17 protein-coding genes are annotated in these 18,962 nt (G+C 70.3%); 11 read left to right on the plus strand and 6 right to left on the minus strand.

All coding sequences use genetic code 11. From position 1 onward, the window contains the following. Positions 1-45: 45 nt before the first annotated feature. Positions 46-3,063 carry an AfsR/SARP family transcriptional regulator gene (locus tag ADL01_RS19730; RefSeq protein ID WP_199834872.1) on the plus strand — a complete coding sequence of 1,006 codons (3,018 nt, stop codon included), beginning with the start codon at positions 46-48 and terminating at the stop codon, positions 3,061-3,063. A gap of 50 nt (positions 3,064-3,113) precedes the next feature. Here the strand turns inward: ADL01_RS19730 and ADL01_RS44795 are convergent, their stop codons facing one another. Then, complete coding sequence (locus ADL01_RS44795) at positions 3,114-3,266, minus strand: hypothetical protein (RefSeq protein ID WP_159049581.1); 153 nt, start codon at positions 3,264-3,266, stop codon at positions 3,114-3,116. A gap of 153 nt (positions 3,267-3,419) precedes the next feature. Here ADL01_RS44795 and ADL01_RS19735 point away from each other — a divergent pair, with 153 nt between their 5' ends. After that, on the plus strand, positions 3,420-4,820 hold the full coding sequence (locus ADL01_RS19735) for an FAD/NAD(P)-binding protein (RefSeq protein WP_159049582.1): 1,401 nt from the start codon (positions 3,420-3,422) through the stop codon (positions 4,818-4,820). A gap of 51 nt (positions 4,821-4,871) precedes the next feature. Here the strand turns inward: ADL01_RS19735 and ADL01_RS19740 are convergent, their stop codons facing one another. Continuing rightward, entirely contained in the window at positions 4,872-5,129 is a 258-nt protein-coding gene (locus ADL01_RS19740) for a glutaredoxin domain-containing protein (RefSeq protein WP_053743338.1), read from the minus strand. 177 nt (positions 5,130-5,306) lie between these two features. Here ADL01_RS19740 and ADL01_RS19745 point away from each other — a divergent pair, with 177 nt between their 5' ends. The 4 genes from ADL01_RS19745 (at position 5,307) to ADL01_RS19760 (ending at position 8,866) form a co-directional block, all read left to right on the plus strand. After that, entirely contained in the window at positions 5,307-7,502 is a 2,196-nt protein-coding gene (locus ADL01_RS19745) for an ATP-dependent DNA helicase UvrD2 (RefSeq protein WP_199834873.1), read from the plus strand. Positions 7,503-7,672: 170 nt separating this feature from the next. After that, positions 7,673-8,005: a hypothetical protein gene (locus ADL01_RS19750; protein ID WP_053743340.1), complete on the plus strand. Its 333-nt coding sequence runs from the start codon at positions 7,673-7,675 to the stop codon at positions 8,003-8,005. A gap of 172 nt (positions 8,006-8,177) precedes the next feature. Next, positions 8,178-8,546 carry a WhiB family transcriptional regulator gene (locus ADL01_RS19755; RefSeq protein ID WP_020119791.1) on the plus strand — a complete coding sequence of 123 codons (369 nt, stop codon included), beginning with the start codon at positions 8,178-8,180 and terminating at the stop codon, positions 8,544-8,546. Further along, entirely contained in the window at positions 8,543-8,866 is a 324-nt protein-coding gene (locus ADL01_RS19760; protein WP_053743341.1) for a hypothetical protein, read from the plus strand. The genes ADL01_RS19755 and ADL01_RS19760 overlap by 4 nt, the downstream gene beginning before the upstream one ends. A gap of 102 nt (positions 8,867-8,968) precedes the next feature. Here the strand turns inward: ADL01_RS19760 and ADL01_RS19765 are convergent, their stop codons facing one another. Together ADL01_RS19765 and ADL01_RS19770 are read right to left on the minus strand one after the other, a co-directional pair. Next, the gene (locus ADL01_RS19765; protein ID WP_053743342.1) at positions 8,969-10,333 is read right to left on the minus strand and encodes an ABC1 kinase family protein; all 1,365 of its coding nucleotides are present in this window, start codon (positions 10,331-10,333) and stop codon (positions 8,969-8,971) included. Next, positions 10,326-11,534, minus strand: coding sequence for a TOMM precursor leader peptide-binding protein (locus tag ADL01_RS19770; RefSeq protein WP_053743353.1), 1,209 nt, complete (start codon positions 11,532-11,534; stop codon positions 10,326-10,328). Before ADL01_RS19770 ends, ADL01_RS19765 begins: the two co-directional genes overlap by 8 nt. A 325-nt stretch (positions 11,535-11,859) precedes the next feature. On the opposite strand from ADL01_RS19770, the gene ADL01_RS19775 reads away from it, so the two are divergent. From ADL01_RS19775 to ADL01_RS19790, 4 genes are all read left to right on the plus strand, one after another. Then, positions 11,860-12,462 (plus strand): M48 family metallopeptidase, encoded by a 603-nt coding sequence (locus ADL01_RS19775; RefSeq protein ID WP_078960636.1) that lies wholly within the window; start codon positions 11,860-11,862, stop codon positions 12,460-12,462. A gap of 142 nt (positions 12,463-12,604) precedes the next feature. Continuing rightward, positions 12,605-14,245: a TerD family protein gene (locus tag ADL01_RS19780; RefSeq protein WP_053743344.1), complete on the plus strand. Its 1,641-nt coding sequence runs from the start codon at positions 12,605-12,607 to the stop codon at positions 14,243-14,245. Between the two features lie 11 nt (positions 14,246-14,256). Next, positions 14,257-14,937, plus strand: a complete 681-nt coding sequence (locus tag ADL01_RS19785; RefSeq protein ID WP_053743345.1) for an AIM24 family protein — start codon at positions 14,257-14,259, stop codon at positions 14,935-14,937. A 17-nt stretch (positions 14,938-14,954) separates the two neighbouring features. After that, entirely contained in the window at positions 14,955-15,710 is a 756-nt protein-coding gene (locus ADL01_RS19790; RefSeq protein ID WP_053743346.1) for an AIM24 family protein, read from the plus strand. A 68-nt stretch (positions 15,711-15,778) separates the two neighbouring features. Here ADL01_RS19790 and ADL01_RS19795 read toward each other — a convergent pair whose 3' ends face one another. Then, positions 15,779-16,294, minus strand: coding sequence for an NUDIX hydrolase (locus tag ADL01_RS19795; protein ID WP_053743347.1), 516 nt, complete (start codon positions 16,292-16,294; stop codon positions 15,779-15,781). Beyond that, positions 16,291-17,694, minus strand: coding sequence for a zinc-dependent metalloprotease (locus tag ADL01_RS19800; RefSeq protein ID WP_053743348.1), 1,404 nt, complete (start codon positions 17,692-17,694; stop codon positions 16,291-16,293). The genes ADL01_RS19795 and ADL01_RS19800 overlap by 4 nt, the downstream gene beginning before the upstream one ends. Positions 17,695-17,883: 189 nt before the next feature. Between ADL01_RS19800 and ADL01_RS19805 the strand changes: the two genes are divergently transcribed. Further along, positions 17,884-18,962, plus strand: a 1,079-nt coding sequence (locus tag ADL01_RS19805; RefSeq protein ID WP_053743349.1) for an SDR family oxidoreductase, incomplete at its 3' end; no start/stop codon positions are given.

Genomic DNA, 18,962 nt, shown 5'->3' on the forward strand with positions numbered 1-18,962 from the left:
GATCAACAGGCAGGTGGCAAGGTCGGGTGGACTGAGCGGGGGCTCATGACGTCGGGTGATGGGGTAGGGCTGCGTTTCAACATCCTGGGCCCGCTGGAGGCCTGGGAGGACGGGAACCGCCTCCGGCTCGGCGGATCGATCCAGGAACGAATCCTCGTCGCGCTGCTGCTGGATACCGGCAAGGTGCTGCCGGTATCCCGGCTGGTGGCCGCGGCCTGGGCCGAGGACCCTCCTACCACCGCCTTCCACCAGGTCCGCAAGGCCGTCGCCGACCTGCGCCGCAAAATCCACGACGGCGGCGAGACCCTCGTCACGGACGGCCCCGGCTACCGAGCGGTGCTCGGCGAGAGCCAGCTCGACCTGAGCGAGTTCAACGCCCGGGTGCACGAGGCGAAGGCCGCGACCGCCGAGGGCCGACTCGCCGAAGCCGTGCACGGATACCGCGCCGCCCTCGCGCTCTGGCGCGGCCCGGTCCTGTCCGGTTCGGGCGGCCCGGTGATCGAGGCCGCCGCGACCGCGCTGGAGGAACGCCGGCTGGCGGCCGCCGAGCAGTTCTCCGAACTGCGCCTGCGCCTGGGCGAGACCTCCGAACTCGTGCCGGACCTGCGCGAGCTGGTCACCCAGCACCCTCTGCGCGAGCCCCTGCGCGGCCAGCTGATGCTCGCCCTGTACCGCTCGGGCCGCCAGGCCGAGGCGCTGGAGGAGTACGGCCGGGTACGCGAACTCCTCGTCGAGGAACTGGGCGTCGACCCGGGACCGCAGCTCGCCAAGGTGTACGAGGGCATCCTGCGCGAGAGCCCCGAACTCGCCGCACCGCGCCCCCAGCCCTCAGCCGCCCCCGCCCCGCCCCCGCCGGCCGAGGCACCGTGCACCCTGCCCTACGACCTGGCGGACTTCACCGGCCGCGAAAGGGAGTTGCAGCGCCTGCTGCGGTTCGCGCGGGCGGCGGACGGGAACAGCACCGGGGTCGTGGGCATCGACGGCATGGGCGGTTGCGGCAAGACCTCCCTGGCCGTGCGCACCGCCCACCGGCTGGCCGCCGCCTACCCGGACGGACAGCTCCACGTCGACCTGCGCGGCTACGCCCCCGGGGAACAGCCCGTCGGCGTCGGGACCGCGCTCGACGTCCTGCTGCGCGCACTCGGCGTACCGGCCGGCCAGATCCCGGAGGAGACGGCGGGCCGTACCGCGCTGTGGCGTTCGACGCTCGCCGGCAAGAAGCTGCTGCTCCTGCTCGACAACGCCGCCGACGCGGCGACGGTACGGCCTCTGCTGCCCACCTCCCCCGGCTGTCTGGTGCTGATCACCAGCCGGGCCAGGCTGGTCGACCTGGACGGGATGGAGTGGATATCGATCGATGTCATGGCCCCCGCGGAGAGCGCCACGCTGGTCGCCGAGACCATCGGCGCGCACCGCGTCGTCGCGGAACCCGAGGCCACCGAGGAACTCGCCCAGCTGTGCGGCCATCTCCCGCTCGCCCTGCGCATCGCGACGGCCCGGCTGCGCAACCGCCCGCGCTGGACCGTGCGCTATCTGGCCGACAGGCTGCGTGACGAGACCCGCCGACTGGACGAGCTGAGCCTGGGCGAGCGCAGCGTCGCCGCGACCCTGCGGCTGTCGTACCAGACGCTGAACGAGGAGTGCCGTACCGCCTTCCGCATCCTGGCGCTGCACCCTGGCGGTGACATCGACGTGTACTCGGCGGCGGCCCTGCTGAACATGGCCGGCACCTGGGAGACGGAGGAGATCCTGGAACTGCTGCTGGACGTCCATCTGCTCCAGCAGCCGGAGATCGGCCTGTACACCTTCCACGACCTGGTCCGCAGCTTCGCCCACAGCCTCTGGGGGCCGGACGCGAGCGAGGAGTCGGCGGCGGTCGAGCGGCTCCTCGACTACTACATGGCGGCCACCGAGAAGGCCTGCGGGCTGCTGTTCCCCGGCCGCGCGGCCCGCCCCACCGGCCTGCGCGAGTCCACCCTGCCCGCGCCCGACCTGCTCGACACCGCGCAGGCCCAGGCATGGTTCACCCGCGAGCACACGGCTTTGCTGTCGGCCGTCACCCTGGCCGAGCGCAGCGGCTACGACCGCCACACCGTGTGCCTGGCCCGCAACGTCGCCTTCCTCGTCAACGGGCGCGGCTATCTGGACGAGTTCGCGGAGCTCAGCAACATCGCCGTCACCGCGGCCCGCCGCCTCGGCGACCTCGAACTCCTCGGGGTGAGCCTGTCCAACCTGGGCGTCGCCTGCTGGAAACTCGGCCGCCTGAAGTACGGCATCGAGGTCGCTCAAGAAGGCCGCGACGTCGCCGTCCTCCTGGGCGACCGGCACACCGAAGCCCACAGCGAGAGCACGCTCGGCCTGTACAAGAGCCTGCTCGGACAGTTCCCGCAGGCGCTGTCCCACCTGGAGAACGCCGTCGCCCTCGAACGGGAACTGAGCTCGGTGCGGGCGGAGGCCGAGAGCCTCACCATCCTCAGCGCGCTGTACGAGCAGTGGGGCCGCTACCCGCAGGCCGCCGAATCGGCCCGCCGGGCGGTCGACCTGGTCCGGCAACTCGGCCAGCACGAGAGCGAGTTGGTTGCCCTGACGGACCTGGCCTTCGCGCACACCGGCATGGGCGAGTACACGGCCGCCGACGCCTGCCTGACGCAGGCGCGCGCCTTGTGCGACGAGAGCGTGGAGCCCGGCCAGGTCGCGATGACCCTGGCGCTCTCCGCCGACGTCGCCGACCGCCTGGGCCGCGGCGAGCAGGCCGGCGAGTACGCCGGCATCGCTCTGTCCCGCATCCGATCGAGCTCCTCCCCCCTGCGCCAGGCCAAGGTGAAGAACCTGGTCGGCCGGTTCCTGCTCCGCCGGCACGAGCACACCGCGGCGCTGGCTCTGCACGAGCACGCCCACGAACTGGCGTCGGCGGTCGGGTACCGCTCGGAGGAGGCTTACGCGCTCCTGGGGATGGCCGAGGCGACGGAGCCTCTGCGCACCTCTGCGTCCGCCGGGCACCGGCGGGCCGCCGAGGAGTTGTTCGCGGCGATGGGACTACCTCAGGGGGCCCAGCGGGGGTGAGTGCCGGGCGTTGCGGTGATCCGGCGTTTCCCGTGGCGAAGCCTCCGAGGTCACGCGTGGACGCCGGTCGGCCCCTTGTCCTCGGCCCACAGCTGGTACTGCCCCGGTGAACCCGCCACATGGCCCGACTTCGCAGCCGCGCCGACGCCGAACGCCATGACCGCCGCCACCATTGCCGTCAGTACGGTCAGCCTGAGTTTCATGTTCGCCCCTTGTGGTGTTTCCCGGTCTCGTCGTCACACATCGTGGGCCGGCCCTTTCCCGGCGTGATCCCGCCCCGTTACCGGCCGCCGGTGCCCCGGCGGGAACGTCCGCTGTGAGGATCGCCCGCAACAACACCCAAAGGGGAGGTGGACGTGCTCCGCACCAGGTACCACGCACCGCTGAGACCGGCCGTGGTGGGCGCCGGCGCCTCGGGAACACTCGTCGCGATCCACCTGCTGGAAGCGGCGGTCCGCCAGGGAATGCCCCTGGAACTCACCCTGGTCGACCCGGACGAGGAGACAGGCCGGGGCCTCGCGTACGGCTCCCGGGACCGGCGTCACCTCCTCAATGTGCCGGCCGGGGGGATGAGCTGCTTCCCGGACGATCCGCACCACTTCGTGCGCTGGCTCGCTGATCGCGGGACCGCCGCCACCGTCACCTCCTTCGTCCCCAGGAGCCTGTACGGCGACTACCTCGCCGGCACCCTCAAGGCGTCGGCCGCCCGTGCCGGCACCCTCCTGACACTGCGCCGCATCCACGCCCACGCGACGGACTGCTCCTGGAGCGACGGCCACGCCCGTCTCGGCCTGTCGGACGGCAGCTCGGTGACCGCCGACCACGTGGTCCTGGCCACCGGCTCCCCGAGCAGCGACTCCTCCTGGGCACCCGCGCCCCTGCGGACGTCGCCACGATTCACGGCGGCCCCCTGGGCCCCAGGCACCCTGGACCACCTCCGCGCCCTGGACGGGGACGTACTCCTCGTGGGCACCGGCCTCACCGCCATGGACATCGCCCTCTCCCTGGCCCGCCCCGGCCGCGTGATCCACGCCCTGTCCCGCCAGGGACGACTGCCTCAGCCGCACGCGGCACCCTCGCTGCCACCGGTGGCTCCCGAGGAGTCGTGGTCCGACCTGCCACTGCGGCGACTGCGCGCCAAAGTGCACGCCCACATACGGCAGGTGACCGCCGCACAAGGCGACTGGCGACCGGCTCTGGACGGCCTGCGCCCACTGACGAACTCACTGTGGGCGGCTCTGCCCGAACCGGACAGGGCAGAGTTCCTTCGCGATTCCCTGTCGTTGTGGAACACCCACCGCCACCGCATGGCCCCCGAGACGGCGGAGGCGGTGTCCCGAATCCGGCGGTCGGGTCGACTGAGCCTCCTGAAGGGGGAGATCCTGGCCGCCGCGCCAACCCCTGACGCCCTGACCATCACCCTGGACGGCGCACGCTCCCTCCGAGTGGCGGCCGTAGTGGACTGCACGGGCCCCGCCCTACGCCTCCAGGACGGCCAGAACCCCCTGCTGGACCACATGCTGTCCTCGGGCCTGATCGCCCCAGGCCCACTGGGCCTGGGCCTGGCATGCACGGCCGAGGGCAGACTCATCCCGCGGAACGAACCCGCTCGTCCCCTTCGCTCCCTGTGGACCTTGGGCCCGACTCGCCGGGGCGAACTGTGGGAGAGCACGGCGATCCCGGAGATACGAAGGCAGGCGGCGGCGCTGGCACAGGGCCTGATGTCGAGGGCGACGGCGAGCGACCCCGCCAGATGACGAAGACCCCCGTACGGCCACCGGGCCGGTCGGGGGTCGGGGAGACGCGGGTCAGGCGCCGAGAGCCTGCTTCACCTGGGCGAGGCTCGGGTTCGTCATCACGACCTGAGGGCCGTCGTTGGAGGGAACCACCAGCACGGTCGGAACCGTCTGGTTGCCGCCGTTCGCCTTCTCCACGAATGCGGCGGAGTCGGGGTCCTGCTCGATGTTGATCTCGTTGTACGTGATGCCTTCGCGGTCCATCTGGCTCTTCAGCCGACGGCAGTAGCCGCACCACGTGGTGCTGTACATCGTCACAGTGCCCGGCATGGTCTCTCGCGCTCCTCAGCGTTCGGGGGGTACGGGTGTTCGCACAGGTGGAACATCCGCGCCCCGGCCACCATTCCCGCCTGGGGTATCAAGACGGCTGCCGCATTAGTACGACTGCAAGGGGCTGCCTGTGGACAACCTGCTCACCTGTCTCCGGCGACCTGGCAGCATGGCGGTGTGACAGCAGCAACGCACTCCACTCTCTTCCCGCAGGTTCCGGACTCGGCCGACGCGGTGCTCGACGGACTCGATCCCGAGCAGCGCGAAGTGGCCACCGCCCTGCACGGTCCGGTGTGCGTGCTGGCAGGCGCCGGGACGGGAAAGACCCGGGCGATCACCCACCGCATCGCCTACGGCGTACGCGCCGGAATCCTCCAGCCCTCCAGCGTGCTCGCCGTCACCTTCACCAACCGGGCAGCGGGAGAGATGCGCGGGCGTCTGCGTCAGCTTGGTGCCGGCGGAGTCCAGGCACGCACCTTCCACTCGGCCGCACTGCGCCAGCTCCAGTACTTCTGGCCGAAGGCCGTCGGCGGTTCCATGCCCCGCCTGGTCGACCGCAAGATCCAGCTCGTCGCGGATGCCGCGGCCGCCTGCCGTATCCGCCTCGACCGGGGCGAACTGCGGGACGTCACCGCCGAGATCGAATGGTCCAAGGTCACCCAGACCGTCCCCGCCGACTACGTGCCCGTCATCGCCAAGTCCGGCCGTGTCGCCCCCCGTGACCCGGCCGAGATCGCCCAGCTCTACGCCACCTACGAGGACCTCAAGCGGGACCGTGCCGTCATCGACTTCGAGGACGTCCTGCTGCTCACGGTCGCCGTCCTCCAGGACCGACACGACATCGCCGAACAGGTCCGCGCCCAGTACCAGCACTTCGTCGTCGACGAGTACCAGGACGTCAGCCCGCTCCAGCAGCGGCTGCTGGATCTCTGGCTCGGAGAGAGAGACAACCTGTGCGTGGTCGGTGACGCCAGCCAGACGATCTACTCGTTCACAGGAGCAACTCCTGACCATCTGCTCGACTTCCGCACCCGCCATCCCGGTGCCACCGTCGTCAAACTGGTCCGCGACTACCGCTCCACCCCGCAGGTCGTCCACCTCGCCAACGGCCTGCTCGCCCAGGCCCGGGGCCGCGCCGCAGAGCACCGCCTGGAACTGGTCTCCCAGCGCGACCCCGGTCCAGAACCCGCCTACACCGAGTACGCCGACGAACCCGCCGAGGCCGAGGGTGCCGCCCGCCGTATCCGTGACCTCGTCGCCGCAGGCGTCCCGGCCGGCGAGATCGCCATCCTGTTCAGGACGAACGCCCAGTCGGAGACGTACGAGCAGGCGCTCGCCGACGCCGGAGTCCCCTACCAGTTGCGCGGCGCCGAACGGTTCTTCGACCGGGCCGAGGTGCGCAAGGCCATCAGCGCGCTGCGCGCCGCCGCTCGCTTCGGAGCCAACGACTCCCTCCTGGACGACGTCGTCGACCTGCCCTCCCAGGTGCGTGCCGTGCTGTCGGGGGAGGGCTGGACCAGTCAACCGCCCGCGGGCTCCGGGGCCGTCAGAGAGCGCTGGGAGTCGCTGGCCGCATTGGTGAACCTCGCGCAGGACTTCACTGCTGCGAAACAGGGTGCGACGCTCGCCGACCTCGTCGCCGAACTCGACGAGCGGGCAAACGCCCAGCACGCCCCGACGGTGCAGGGCGTCACGCTCGCCTCCCTCCACTCGGCCAAGGGACTGGAATGGGACGTCGTCTTCCTGGTCGGGGTCGCCGAGGGCATGATGCCGATCAGCTACGCGAAGACCGATGAACAGATCGAGGAAGAGCGCCGCCTCCTGTACGTCGGAGTGACCCGCGCGAGAGAACGTCTTCACGTCTCCTGGGCCCTCTCACGGGCGCCGGGGGGCCGGCCGAACCGCCGCCCCAGCCGCTTTCTCGACGGACTTCGCCCCGGATCCGTCGCCACTGCCGTCCGGACCGGCACGGTCGGCTCCGGCGGCATCGAGCGCGGCTTCGGAGGCAGCCCCGGAATCGCCCCACGCAGGACCCAGAGATCCCCGGCCCGGTGCCGGGTCTGCGGGCGCACCCTGACCGACGCGGGCGAGATGAAACTGATGCGCTGCGACGAGTGCCCGTCGGACATGGACGAGGGGCTGTACGAACGGCTGCGCGAGTGGCGGGCGGTGCAGGCGGCACGCAGTGGGCAGCCCGCCTTCTGCGTCTTCACCGACAGGACCCTGATGGCGATCGCGGAGACAGTCCCGGACGAGGAAGGGGAGTTGGCCCGCATCCCCGGCGTCGGCGTGCGCAAGCTCAACCGGTACGGAACCGATGTTCTCGCCATCTGCGCAGGTCAGGAAGTTGACGGGCAGAGTGGCGGCGACTGATTCAAACTCGTCGGAAAAATGGTTTGCGCATGCCCCGGCAATCCCCATAGGTTCTTAGCCACGGGCACAGAGTCTTCTCAGAAGGCCTGGCTCCGTGCTGTACTTCATAGTCGTATATCCGTTGGACTGGTTCACCCAGTCCCCCAAGACGCCGAGAGGAGGCGAGTCCAGTGATCAGCATCAACACCAGCTCAGTCCGCGAGGTCAAAATGACCGATCTCTCGACCGTCTCCCTGTGCATGCTCGGCGTCTCGAACCTGGGCACCGGTCTGTCCGGCATTCCTGCCGTCCGGCCGGCGTCCACCGTGTCCCTCGCGGGTCTGACTGTCCGCGAGCGCAATGAGCGACCGAGCAAGGCACTGGAAGCAGGAGCAGTAGAGGCACAGGCCCCGGCCTATGCCTTCGCGGCCGGTGCCGGATCCCTCAAGTCCCTCAAGCAGACGACGCAGCACCACACGATGTGGGCCTTCCGTGGGCCAGAACCCTGGAGTGATCCAGCCTGATCGACTCAGGCCGGCGCCTTCAGGGCCGCGGAACCCCATCCGGGATCCGCGGCCCTTCTGTTTTCCCCGAACGGGGACGACGGAGTGAAGGGGCCTCGGGGCAAGAAAACCCGCCGGTACCAGCCGCACCCGGCCCAACAGGGCCGGAACGACCAGACGAGGAAAACAAACCGTGCAACTCGAAGCGCACGCCCCGTCCGTACCGCCTTCCGAAACGATCCCCCCGCCCGGCCTCACGGAGGACTCCACCTTGATCCCCCTCACTGCGCTCACCGCGCTCGACGACGCCATCGAGAACCTCGGCGTACCCGTCCCCTGCCGTTCCTACGACCCGGAGGTCTTCTTCGCCGAGTCGCCGGCCGACGTCGAGTACGCCAAGTCCCTCTGCCGCACCTGCCCGCTGATGGAGGCCTGCCTCGCCGGCGCCAAGGAACGGCGTGAGCCCTGGGGTGTCTGGGGCGGCGAACTGTTCGTCCAGGGTGTCGTTGTGGCCCGCAAGCGGCCCCGTGGCCGTCCGCGCAAGAACCCGGTCACAGCATGAACATCACAGGAACAATCGACCATCCCTTCACGCACGACCCCAAGAAGCAGGCCCCGATGACGCCATCCACCAGCGAGCCCGTCGGCTCCGCGACCCCGGACTTCATCACCACCGGTGCGAACGACTCGCGCCAGAACAGGACCCGAGAGATGCAACTCATCCCAGAAGCCCTGGCTCGTGCGCATATGCGCGACCGCCTTCAGGAGGCCGAGCGGGAACGCCGCGCGCACAGCGTGGTGACCGCTCGCCGTCTCCAGCGCCAAGCGGAGCGTGCCTCGCTGCGTGCCCGCCGTGCGCTCGCCATGGCGGTCATGCAGTAACGACCACGGCAGCTCGGCAGTAACAACAGCCGCTTTCCGCGGGGGTCGGTCCGTCCGAACGGACCGGCCCCCGCAGTGCGTTGTGCCCGCGCGACCGCCGGCTCAGGCCTCGGCAGCCGCCGACTCCTCCTCGTCCTCCGGCAGGAATCCCGGCAGCCACTCCTCCAGTTCCGCACGCATACGGACCGTCGCTCCCAGTTGGCACAGGACACCGATGGTGCTCAAGGTCACCCGGTGTATCAGCAGGTAGGAGGGGGGCAGGTTGAGGCGCTTGCCCAGTTGGTTTGCGGGGGAGCGCGGGTCGGCTATGCGGGCCGCCTGGCTGCGCATCCAGCCTCGGCTGAAAGCGAACTCGTCCGCCTGGGCCGGTTCGATGATCGGCAGGAGATAGTCGAGTACCGCGTCGGGATCCAGGTCGATCGAGTCTTTGACGAAGCCTTCCGCACAGAGGGCCTCGTAGACCGCCTCGGCCTGGCCGTCCAGGGTCAGACGCAGCGAGTTGCCGATCGTCGGGGGCAGCCCGCCGGGGAGGCGGTCGACGGTTCCGAAGTCCAGCACACCCAGCCGCCAGTCGTCCTCGCCGGCGGGGCCGCCGGGCAGCAACCGGAAGTTGCCGGGGTGTGGGTCGGCGTGCAGAAGACCGGTGCGGGCGGGACCCGAGAAGAGGAACCGGGTCAGCAACTGGCCCGCACGGTCGCGCTGCTCCGGCGTACCGTCGTTGATCACCTCCGACAGCGGTATGCCGTCGATCCACTCCGTCACCAGGACCTGATCGCACTGGTGGACGACGGCCGGTACCACGACATCCGGATCGTTTGTGAACTCCTCCGCGTGGGCTTGCTGGGCCTGGGCCTCCAGGCCGTAGTCGAGTTCCTCCGAGACACGGTCCCGGAGTTCGGCGATGAGCGGCTTGATGTCCATGCCGGGAATGAGGGGCCCCAACAGGCGGGCGAAGCGGCTCAGCTGGGTCAGGTCGGAGAGCAGGGCCTCGCCGGCGCCCGGATACTGCACCTTGACCGCGACCTCGCGTCCGTCGTGCCACACTCCCCGGTGCACCTGGCCGATCGAGGCCGCGGCGGCCGGCTTCTCCTCGAACTCCAGGAACAGCTCCTGCCAGTCCGCGCCGAGCCGCGTCTCCAGTACCGAGTGCACCGTGCGCGTCGGCATCGGCGGGGCCGCTTCCTGGAGCTTCGTCAGCGCCGCGCGATAGGGGCCGGCGACCTCCTCCGGCAGGGCCGACTCGAAGACGGACAGGGCCTGCCCGAACTTCATCGCGCCGCCCTTGAGCTCGCCGAGCACCTTGAACAGCTGTTCCGCCGTGCGCTGTTGCAGCTCGCGGCCGACGATGTCCGCCGACTCGCCGACGATCCGTTTGCCGAGTCCCCAGGTGGCCCGCCCGGCGATGCCGAGCGGGAGCGCGGCGAGCTTGGCGGTACGGGTGACCGCCTTCCGGGGAAGATCAGACATGAGCCCTCCAAGTTCCGGACAGCCGCGCCGCGTGTGCCTTACGGCGAAACTCCGTCGACGGCCGTTGCTCCGCCATTGTCTCGTGCGACCCCCCGTCCTTGGAGGTGTGTTCCTCCTTACTCTTCTCCTCGGCACCGCACGGGCATGCGGGATGAGCCCAGACCGGGCGCGCGTGCCAGTCGAGCCCCGGCACGGAGACCTCCCAACGGGCGCCCGCGGTGGACGGGGTCCTCCCGTCAAGGAAGGCGAGCACGTGGCTCGCGGTCAGGCCCGCGACCGTCGTCGCCAGGGCCAGGTCACAGGCCCTGACCTGGCGTGGCCGTGCGGTACGCCACTGCGCTACCAGGCGCGGCCAGACAGGGTCCCGGTCGACGCGCCACCGGTCCAGACAGCCCGCGCAGGCCGTCTCACCCGGCAGGACCAGCGGGCCCACGATGCCGGTTCCTTCCACGACCCCCGCGTACAGATGCGGTGTGCCCGATGTCACGAGTGGTTCGGCAGCGGCCGGGTCGGGCGCGTGCACGGCGAGATCGTCGCGAGGGGCGAGGATCACCAGGGAGAGACCGGGGTCGCTCTCACCGTGCGGCGACCGGGCAACCGTACGCCGTGGTGGGCGATCCGGCGCCGCCCGTCGGGCAGCGCGCCGCGCGGCCTCGTCCCGGCGTTCGCCGACGGAGTCGACGGGCAGGCCGCCCGGTGCGACGTCCCACGGCTCGACCACCCCGCCGTCACGCACATCGACGTGGCCCACGCCGGCACCCGCGAGCAGTGAGGCCACCACCGCGCCCACCCGGCCCGCGCCCCGGACCTGCACGCGCAGTGACCGGCGAGCGGCCAGCCGTGCCATCGCCTCGCCAGGTGCCGACGCGACCAGGGAGAGGGCGGCCAGATCGGGGCCCAGCCGCTCCAGGACCTTTTCCTTGCCGCGCAGCGTTTCGACGGCGGGGCCGCCGCCACTCGCGTCGTCGAGGAGCCCGGCCTCGCTCAGCCGCTCCACCAGTCCGTCGACATGGGCGGGCGGCAGGTCCATGCGGTGCCCTTCCTCATGGAGGAGCGGCAGCCCGCGAGTGCCGTCGAGCAGCCTCAGGAAACTGCCTGTCGCCAGGTCCATCGGGCCGAGCGTCATCGCATGGGCGGGCGTCATCCCGAACTGCACCGTGTTCAGATCCCGCCAGCAGGTGCGCAGCGCGCCCTTCGTCATCGGATGGGTGACACGCGGATGGGTTTCACCCAGGGTCGTGGCCGACAGCGCGACGGCTGTGTCCGTGGCAGGCGCGGAAGTGGTGGTTGATCGCATGGCAGGCCCCCGTAGCCAGAGAACGTCCCGTTGAAAGTCCCTGTTTGTCGGCGAATTTCGGTGCTCGTTCTGCCGACGGGTGCCAGCATGCCCGGTTCGCTGATCGGGCGTCGAAAGTTGTCCACAGGCGGTGGGTATTCGTCGTACAAATCAAGCGCATGGTGGGGGATCGCCGCCGAACCGTGCCGGAGTCAAGACTTCCTCCATGCACAGCGGGTAACGTCGTGCCGTGCCCGCCGACCCACTGCACCGCGCCGGAAACCCACAGCGCAGTACGAAGAGCCAGCCGCCGAGCGGCTCGGGGGCGAGCGCGATCGAGGTTCGCAGGAGTGCCCGGCGACGCCGGACGGTCTCCGCGTACCGCGAGGGCGATCGCACCGTCGTGCTCATCCCCGCCCGGATGTCCGAGGCCGAGGAAAAGCGCTGGGTGACTGTCATGCTCGACAAACTGGCCGCCCAGGAGAGCAAGACCAAACGGGTGCCCGGCGACACCGAGCTGGCGGAACGCGCCGAGCAGTTGTCGGCCCAGTACTTCGACGGCCGAGCCCGGCCCGCCTCGGTGCGCTGGGTCACCAACCAGAACACGCGCTGGGGCTCGTGCACCCCGGCCGAGGGCAGCATCCGCCTGTCCCACCGGCTGCAGGGCATGCCCGAGTACGTCGTCGACTACGTGCTCCTCCATGAGCTGGCGCATCTGCTGGTGCCCGGGCACGGCCCCCGTTTCTGGCGGCTCCTCGACGCCTATCCACGGACCGAGCGGGCCCGTGGCTACCTCGAAGGAGTGGTCGCCGCCGACCGGTTGCCGAACCCGCCCCCCGCGCGCGCGGACTGATGCGGACTGATCCCGAGCGGCAGGTGGGCGGTGGTGACGAGGCCTTGTGTACCGGGTTCGTACCGGCTTCGTCCAAGGCCGGAATTAGCCGTTAGCCTGACCCGACGCATTCGGCATTCGGGATGGGGGACGGTCGTAACGCATGGCCAGGGAATTCCAACGCGGCCACAAGGCCAGGATCAGTGATCTCACAGCGGGCACGGATCTGTACGTGGGTGTGCAGATCTCCGGACCGGGGCTGACCTTCGACATCAGCTGCTTCGGCCTCGACGCCGACGAGCAGCTCTCGGACGACCGGTACTTCGTCTTCTTCAACCAGCCGAAGTCTCCCGAGGAGTCCATCCAGCTCCTGGGCGCGCAGGCGGGTGACACGGAGTCCTTCCGCGTCACGCTCGACCGGATCCCGCCGCAGATCCAGAAACTGTCGTTCACGGCCACCCTCGACGGCGCCGGGCAGATGTCGCAGATCGGCCCCGGTTACGTCCGTATCGTGGCCGGCGGCGAGGAGGTGGCCCGCTACCCCTTCAACGGCTCGGAGTTCTCCACCGAGCGCGCCGTGATGCTCGGCGACTTCTATCTGAAGGACGTATGGCGGTTCGCCGCGGTCGGACAGGGGTTCGACGGCGGCCTTGAGGCGCTGCTGAAGAACTTCGGCGGAGAGGTCGCCGAAGAGGAGGCCCCCGCTCCGCAGCAGCAGCCCCAGACCGGTGCCGCACCCGGTTTCGCCCCGCCCGCGTTCGGCGCTCCGGCTCCGGCCGCTCCGCAGCTCGCCGCCCAGGGTTTCGCGCCCCCTCCGGGAGCCACCACGCCCCCCGCTCCGGCGCCCGCGCCCTCGGTGCACGCGGCCCCCACCATCGTCGCGCCCCTGACACCACCCGGCGGCGCCCAGGTGCCGCCCCCGGCTCCGGCTCCCGCGCCCTACGGACAGCAGCCCCCGCAGGCGCCGTATGGCCAGGTACCCGGACAGTCCGGGTCGCTGCCTCCTGGCTACGGCCAGCCCCAGGCACCCCAGACTCCGCCCGGGCCGCCCGGCTTCCATCAGCAGCCCCCGTTCGGGCAGGCCCCAGGCCAGTCGGCCCCCTACGGGATGCCGCAAGGCGTACCCCAGGGCGGCGGGCAGGGCGGCGGAGTGTCGGCGGCGCTCCAGCAGTTCAAGGAAACGCCGACCGGGCAGCGCTGGACGCAGCAGAACAAGAAGCTGATCCGAGTCGACCTGGGCATGGGCGGTCAGCCCGTGCTGGCCCGGCAGGGCAGCATGGTGCTCTACCAGGGCAAGGTCGACTTCAGCTACAAGGGCGCCGGATTCGCCGGCCGGCTCGTGGGCAGCGCGACCGGCCAGGAGATGCAGCTGATGCGCTGTACCGGCCAGGGACAGGTGTTCCTCGCCGACAACTCCGCCCATCTGCACCCCGTGGAGCTCCAGGGGGACGCGATCTGCGTCTCCGCCGAGAACGTCCTCGCCTTCGACGAGAGCCTCCAGTACGAGGTTCGCCGCGTCGAGGGACACGGTATCCCCGGGGGCGCACTGTTCACGATGCAGTTCCAGGGCACCGGCACGATCGTCGTGAAGACGCACGGCACACCCGTGGTGCTGCCCGTCACGCCCACCACGTTCGCCGACTGCAATGCCGTGGTCGCCTGGTCGGCCGCCTCCCAGGTGGTCGTCTCCAGCCAGGTACGGATGCGCCGCAACGCCTACCCGGGCGACACCGGAGAGGGCGTCAACCTCCAGTTCCGAGGCGCGCCCGGCAACTTCATCGTCGTCCAGCCGTACGAGATCTGAGGGAGCCCGCCATGAACCAGCCGCTCGCGGGCTACGCTCCCGCACCCGTCACCGCTCGCATGGAAAACCACGGCAACCACATGCTGAAGGTCGCCATGCAGACCGGAAACGACCTCCTCGCGCGCGTGGGGTCGATGGTCGCCTACGAAGGCTTCGTCCAGTACGAGCCCAACCCGCCGGCCGTGCGCCAGATCGCCAAGGACTGGATGACCGGCGAGGGCGCACCCCTGATGAAGTGCTCCGGGGACGGTCTGCTCTATCTCGCCGACTACGGCGCGAACGTGGTCGTGATCAACCTCAACGGCGACGGCATCTCCGTCAACGCCACCAACCTGCTCGCCTTCGACGCACACCTCACCTGGGGCGTCGAGCGGGTCAAGGGGCTGGCGAAGTTCGCCGGGCAGGGCTTGTGGAACACCAAGATCTCCGGGCAGGGCTGGGTCGCGCTGACCTCCCGGGGCAAGCCGATCGTCGTCGACTGCGGCGGTGGCGAGGACGAGACGTACGTCGACCCGGACGCACTCGTCGCCTGGTCGCCGAATCTCAAGGTGAAGGGCAAGCGCAGCTTCAAGGCGCAGTCACTCATCGGCCGGGGCAGCGGCGAGGCCTACCAGATGGCCTTCTCGGGCCAGGGCATCGTCGTCGTCCAGCCCAGCGAGGACAGCACCGACCGTCTCCGGTTCCGGGGCTGAGGGGGAGCCAGAACGTCATGCAGAGCCCACTTTTCGCGCACAACGACTCGCAGACCCAGGAACGCTGGAGCCTGCAGAACAAGCAGATGCTCCGGATCACCCTGGCGGGCCACGACGACATCCTCGCCCGCAAGGGCACGATGGTCGCCTACCAGGGTCTGATGGAGTTCGACGCCGAGTACCAGAGCAACAACCAGGGCCGCTCCCGCGCACACACCGGTGAGGGGCTGGACCTGATGCGCTGCCACGGGCAGGGCACGGTCTATCTCGCCAACCTGGCCCAGCACATCCACGTGGTGGACGTGGAACAGGACGGGCTGACCGTCGACAGCAGTTACGTGCTGGCGATGGACTCCGGGCTGCACCACGAGGTCATCGCCGTGGACAGCCTGTACGGCATCTCCGGTTCCGGGAAGTACCAGCTCAACATCACCGGCCGTGGCAAGGTCGCCCTGATGACCTCGGGCGCGCCGCTGATGATGCAGGTGACGCCGGACAAGTACGTCAACTGTGATGCCGACGCCATCGTCGCCTGGTCGACCGGCCTGCGCGTACAGATGCAGGCCCAGACGCACACGTCCGGAGTATGGCGGCGCCGCGGCAACACCGGCGAGGGCTGGGAGCTCAGCTTCATGGGCAGCGGCTACGCGCTGGTCCAGCCCAGCGAGTTGCTGCCGCCGCAGAACGCCCAGATCGGTCAGGGCGCCGCCGCCCAGTTCGGTATGGGACAGCAGGGGGCCCGGGCGCAGAACCAGGGCAACGTCTGGAGCTAGTGCCGAGACGGGAGCTAGTGCCGAGACGGGTAAGGGGCGATCACCATGGGTGGTCGCCCCTTACCCGATCACAGTCTGGCGCGGGTTGCTTCGAGCAGTCGTACGACTGAGTCGTCCGCTACGTCCGCCACCTCGTCGTAGGCGAACCAGCGCAGGTCCAGGGACTCGTCGCTGATCGCCTCCACGGCTCCCCGCGGTGCCACGGCGGCGTACTGCACGTCCAGGTGCCAGGCACAGGGCGTGTGGTGCCGGTCCAGACGGACCGGAGTGCTCTGCAGCAGGCGCAGCGAGGGGATGCCGGACTCCTCCGTGGCCTCGCGAAGCGCGGCACCGGCGAGCGTGATGTCGCTCGGCTCGCAGTGCCCGCCCATCTGGAGCCACATCTTCAGCTTCTTGTGGAGCGTGAGCAGGACCCGCTCACGCTCCGGATCGATCACCAGAGCGCTGGCCGTGATGTGTCCGTCCTCGCAGGCCTTCCACATCCCGTCAGGGCGGGCGTCCAGATGATCCAGGTAGACCTGACGGAGGTCGTGCTGATCGTCGTACTTCTCCAGTACCAGGACCGCGTTGTCGTGGAGCGTCACTCGGAGTCGTCGTCCTTTTTCAGGTTCGGCTTCTCGGCGGAGCCGCCCGCGGCCTCGCCGAGCATCTTGTCCAGCTCGGAGAAGTCGAGCTGCTCGCGGTGCACGAAGCCGTCCGGATCGTCCAGGTCGGACGCCGTCGGCAGCATGTCCGGGTGGGCCCACAGGCCGTCCCGGCCGTCGACACCGCGCGCGTCCGTCAGCGACGCCCACAGGCGCGAGGCGTCGCGCAGCCGACGCGGGCGCAGCTCCAGGCCGATCAGGGTGGCGAACGTCTGCTCGGCCGGGCCGCCCGACGCGCGGCGGCGGCGCAGCGTCTCGCGCAGCGCGTCCGCGGACGTCAGCCGGGGCTTCGCCGCCGCGTGCACCACCGCGTCCACCCAGCCCTCCACCAGGGCCAGCGCCGTCTCCAGACGGGCCAGGGCGACCTTCTGCTCCGGGGTGTCCTCCGGCTGGAACATGCCCTGCTGAAGCGCGTCCTGCAACTGCTCCGGGTTCTGCGGGTCGAACTGGCCGACCACGTCCTCCAGCTTGGCCGTGTCGACCTTGATCCCGCGCGCGTAGCCGTCGACCGCGCCGAACAGATGCGAGCGCAGCCACGGCACATGGGCGAACAGGCGCTGGTGGGCGGCCTCGCGCAGGGCGAGATACAGCCGCACCTCCTCCTGCGGGACACTCAGATCCTTGCCGAACGCCTCGATGTTCGCCGGCAGCAGCGCGGCGCGGCCCGCCGGGCCCAGCGGCAGACCGATGTCCGTCGAGCCGACGACCTCACCCGCGAGCACCCCGACGGCCTGCCCGATCTGCGTACCGAACATGGCGCCGCCCATGGAGCGCATCATGCCGATCAGCGGGCCCGCCATGGCCTGCATCTCCTCGGGCAGGACATCGCCCATGGCCGCGCCGACACGCTCCGCGACCGGGTCGACCAGTTCCTTCCACGCGGGCAGGGTCGCCTCGACCCACTCCGCGCGGCTCCACGCCACCGCGGAGCCGGCACCGGACGGCAGCGACGTCGCGTCGTCCAGCCACAGGTCCGCCAGCCGGACGGCCTCCTCGACCGCGGTGCGCTCGGCGGGACCGATGCTGGAGTCCTTGACACCGTCGGACGTCCCCTGGGAGACCGTCTGGCGGGCGATCTGCTTGGCCATGTCCCAGTTCACCGGCCCGCCCTCGTACGAGAGCATCTGGCCCAGCTGCTGGAACGCGGCACCCAGGTCGTTGGGGTTCATGGAACCGAACATGGCTGCGAGCGGATTGTCGCCTCCGGGACCACCGAAGCCGGGCAGTCCGAAACCGAACGGGCCCTGACCACCACCGCCCTGCTGGTCCTTCTGCTTGCCCTCGTCGCCGTTCTCCGGCTCCTCCGGCGGAAGGCCGAATCCGAATGGGGTGTCACTCACGGGATTCCTCGGCTGGTAAGGCCGTCGGCTCTTGACGACGGCGGCTGCCCGACAACACCACCCAGCCTAGACACCGCAACCGGTTGGGGGCTCGGTGCTTCGCCGACTCCTGGCCTGCGGCAGGATGGATGTCACCTGGTACGTACGCGTCACGCGCGTCCTTACTGAAGACAACCGCTGGAGACGCCGGTGAGTTCCCCAGATCCGCAGGTTCGCGCAGCGCGAAACCACTCAACCAACCCGGGCCTACGCGGGCCCGTCGTAGCGGTCACCGGCGCCGCGACAGGTGTCGGGGCGCTGCTCACCGAGCGGCTCGCCGCGTCCGAGGAGATCAAGCAGGTCGTCGCCATCGACGAGCGGCGCGGCGAGTGCGCGGCGGCGCAGTGGCACATCCTCGATGTGCGGGATCCGGCCATCGCGGAGAAGCTGCGGGGCGCCGACGTCGTAGTACATCTGGCCCTCGATCTGGACCTGGAGAGGGACGGCGCGGCCCGTACGGCGTACAACGTGCGCGGGACGCAGACCGTGCTGACGGCTGCCGCCGCGGCAGGGGTGCACCGGGTCGTGCTGTGCACGTCCGCGATGGTCTACGGGGCGTTGCCGGACAACGAACTGCCGCTCGCGGAGGACGCCGAGCTGCGCGCGACCGCCGAGGCGACCGGGGTCGGGGACCTGCTGGAGATCGAGCGGCTCGCCCGGCGCGCACCGCGGGCGCATCCGGGGCTCAATGTGACGGTGGTGCGGCCCGCGGTGCTGATCGGGGGTACGGACACCGCTCTGACCAGGTACTTCGAGTCCCCTCGGCTGCTTGTCGTGGCCGGATCGCGGCCCGCCTGGCAGTTCTGTCACGTCGAGGACCTGTGCAGCGCGCTGGAGTACGCGGTGCTCGAGAAGGTCGAGGGGGAGCTGGCTGTCGGGTGCGACGGGTGGCTGGAGCAGGAGGAGGTCGAGGAGCTCAGCGGGATCCGGCGCATGGAGCTGCCGTCCGCGGTCGCTCTGGGCGCGGCGGCCAGGCTGCACCGGATCGGGCTCACGCCGTCTCCGGCCGGGGATCTGGCGTACACGATGTACCCCTGGGTGGTGAGCGGAAGCCGGCTGCATGACGCCGGCTGGCGGCCTCAGTGGAGCAACGAGGAGGTGCTCGCGGAGCTGCTCGAGGAGGTTGCCGGGCGGCATACCGTGGCTGGGCGGCGGCTCGGGCGTAAGGACGCGACCGCGGCGGGGGCTGCGGGGGCGACGGTGGCGTTGCTGGGGACGGCGGCGTTGGT

The organism is Streptomyces sp. NRRL WC-3618, assembly GCF_001280005.1.
In the GTDB taxonomy this organism is placed as follows: domain Bacteria; phylum Actinomycetota; class Actinomycetes; order Streptomycetales; family Streptomycetaceae; genus Streptomyces.

Excerpts from the sequence above, each read along its gene's own strand:
- ADL01_RS19730 (WP_199834872.1), top strand. The coding sequence starts at position 46 with ATGACGTCGGGTGATGGGGTAGGGCTGCGTTTCAACATCCTGGGCCCG.
- ADL01_RS44795 (WP_159049581.1), bottom strand. The coding sequence starts at position 3,266 with ATGAAACTCAGGCTGACCGTACTGACGGCAATGGTGGCGGCGGTCATG.
- ADL01_RS19740 (WP_053743338.1), bottom strand. The coding sequence starts at position 5,129 with ATGCCGGGCACTGTGACGATGTACAGCACCACGTGGTGCGGCTACTGC.
- ADL01_RS19760 (WP_053743341.1), top strand. The coding sequence starts at position 8,543 with ATGAACATCACAGGAACAATCGACCATCCCTTCACGCACGACCCCAAG.
- ADL01_RS19765 (WP_053743342.1), bottom strand. The coding sequence starts at position 10,333 with ATGTCTGATCTTCCCCGGAAGGCGGTCACCCGTACCGCCAAGCTCGCC.
- ADL01_RS19770 (WP_053743353.1), bottom strand. The coding sequence starts at position 11,534 with ATGACGAAGGGCGCGCTGCGCACCTGCTGGCGGGATCTGAACACGGTG.
- ADL01_RS19780 (WP_053743344.1), top strand. The coding sequence starts at position 12,605 with ATGGCCAGGGAATTCCAACGCGGCCACAAGGCCAGGATCAGTGATCTC.
- ADL01_RS19785 (WP_053743345.1), top strand. The coding sequence starts at position 14,257 with ATGAACCAGCCGCTCGCGGGCTACGCTCCCGCACCCGTCACCGCTCGC.
- ADL01_RS19790 (WP_053743346.1), top strand. The coding sequence starts at position 14,955 with ATGCAGAGCCCACTTTTCGCGCACAACGACTCGCAGACCCAGGAACGC.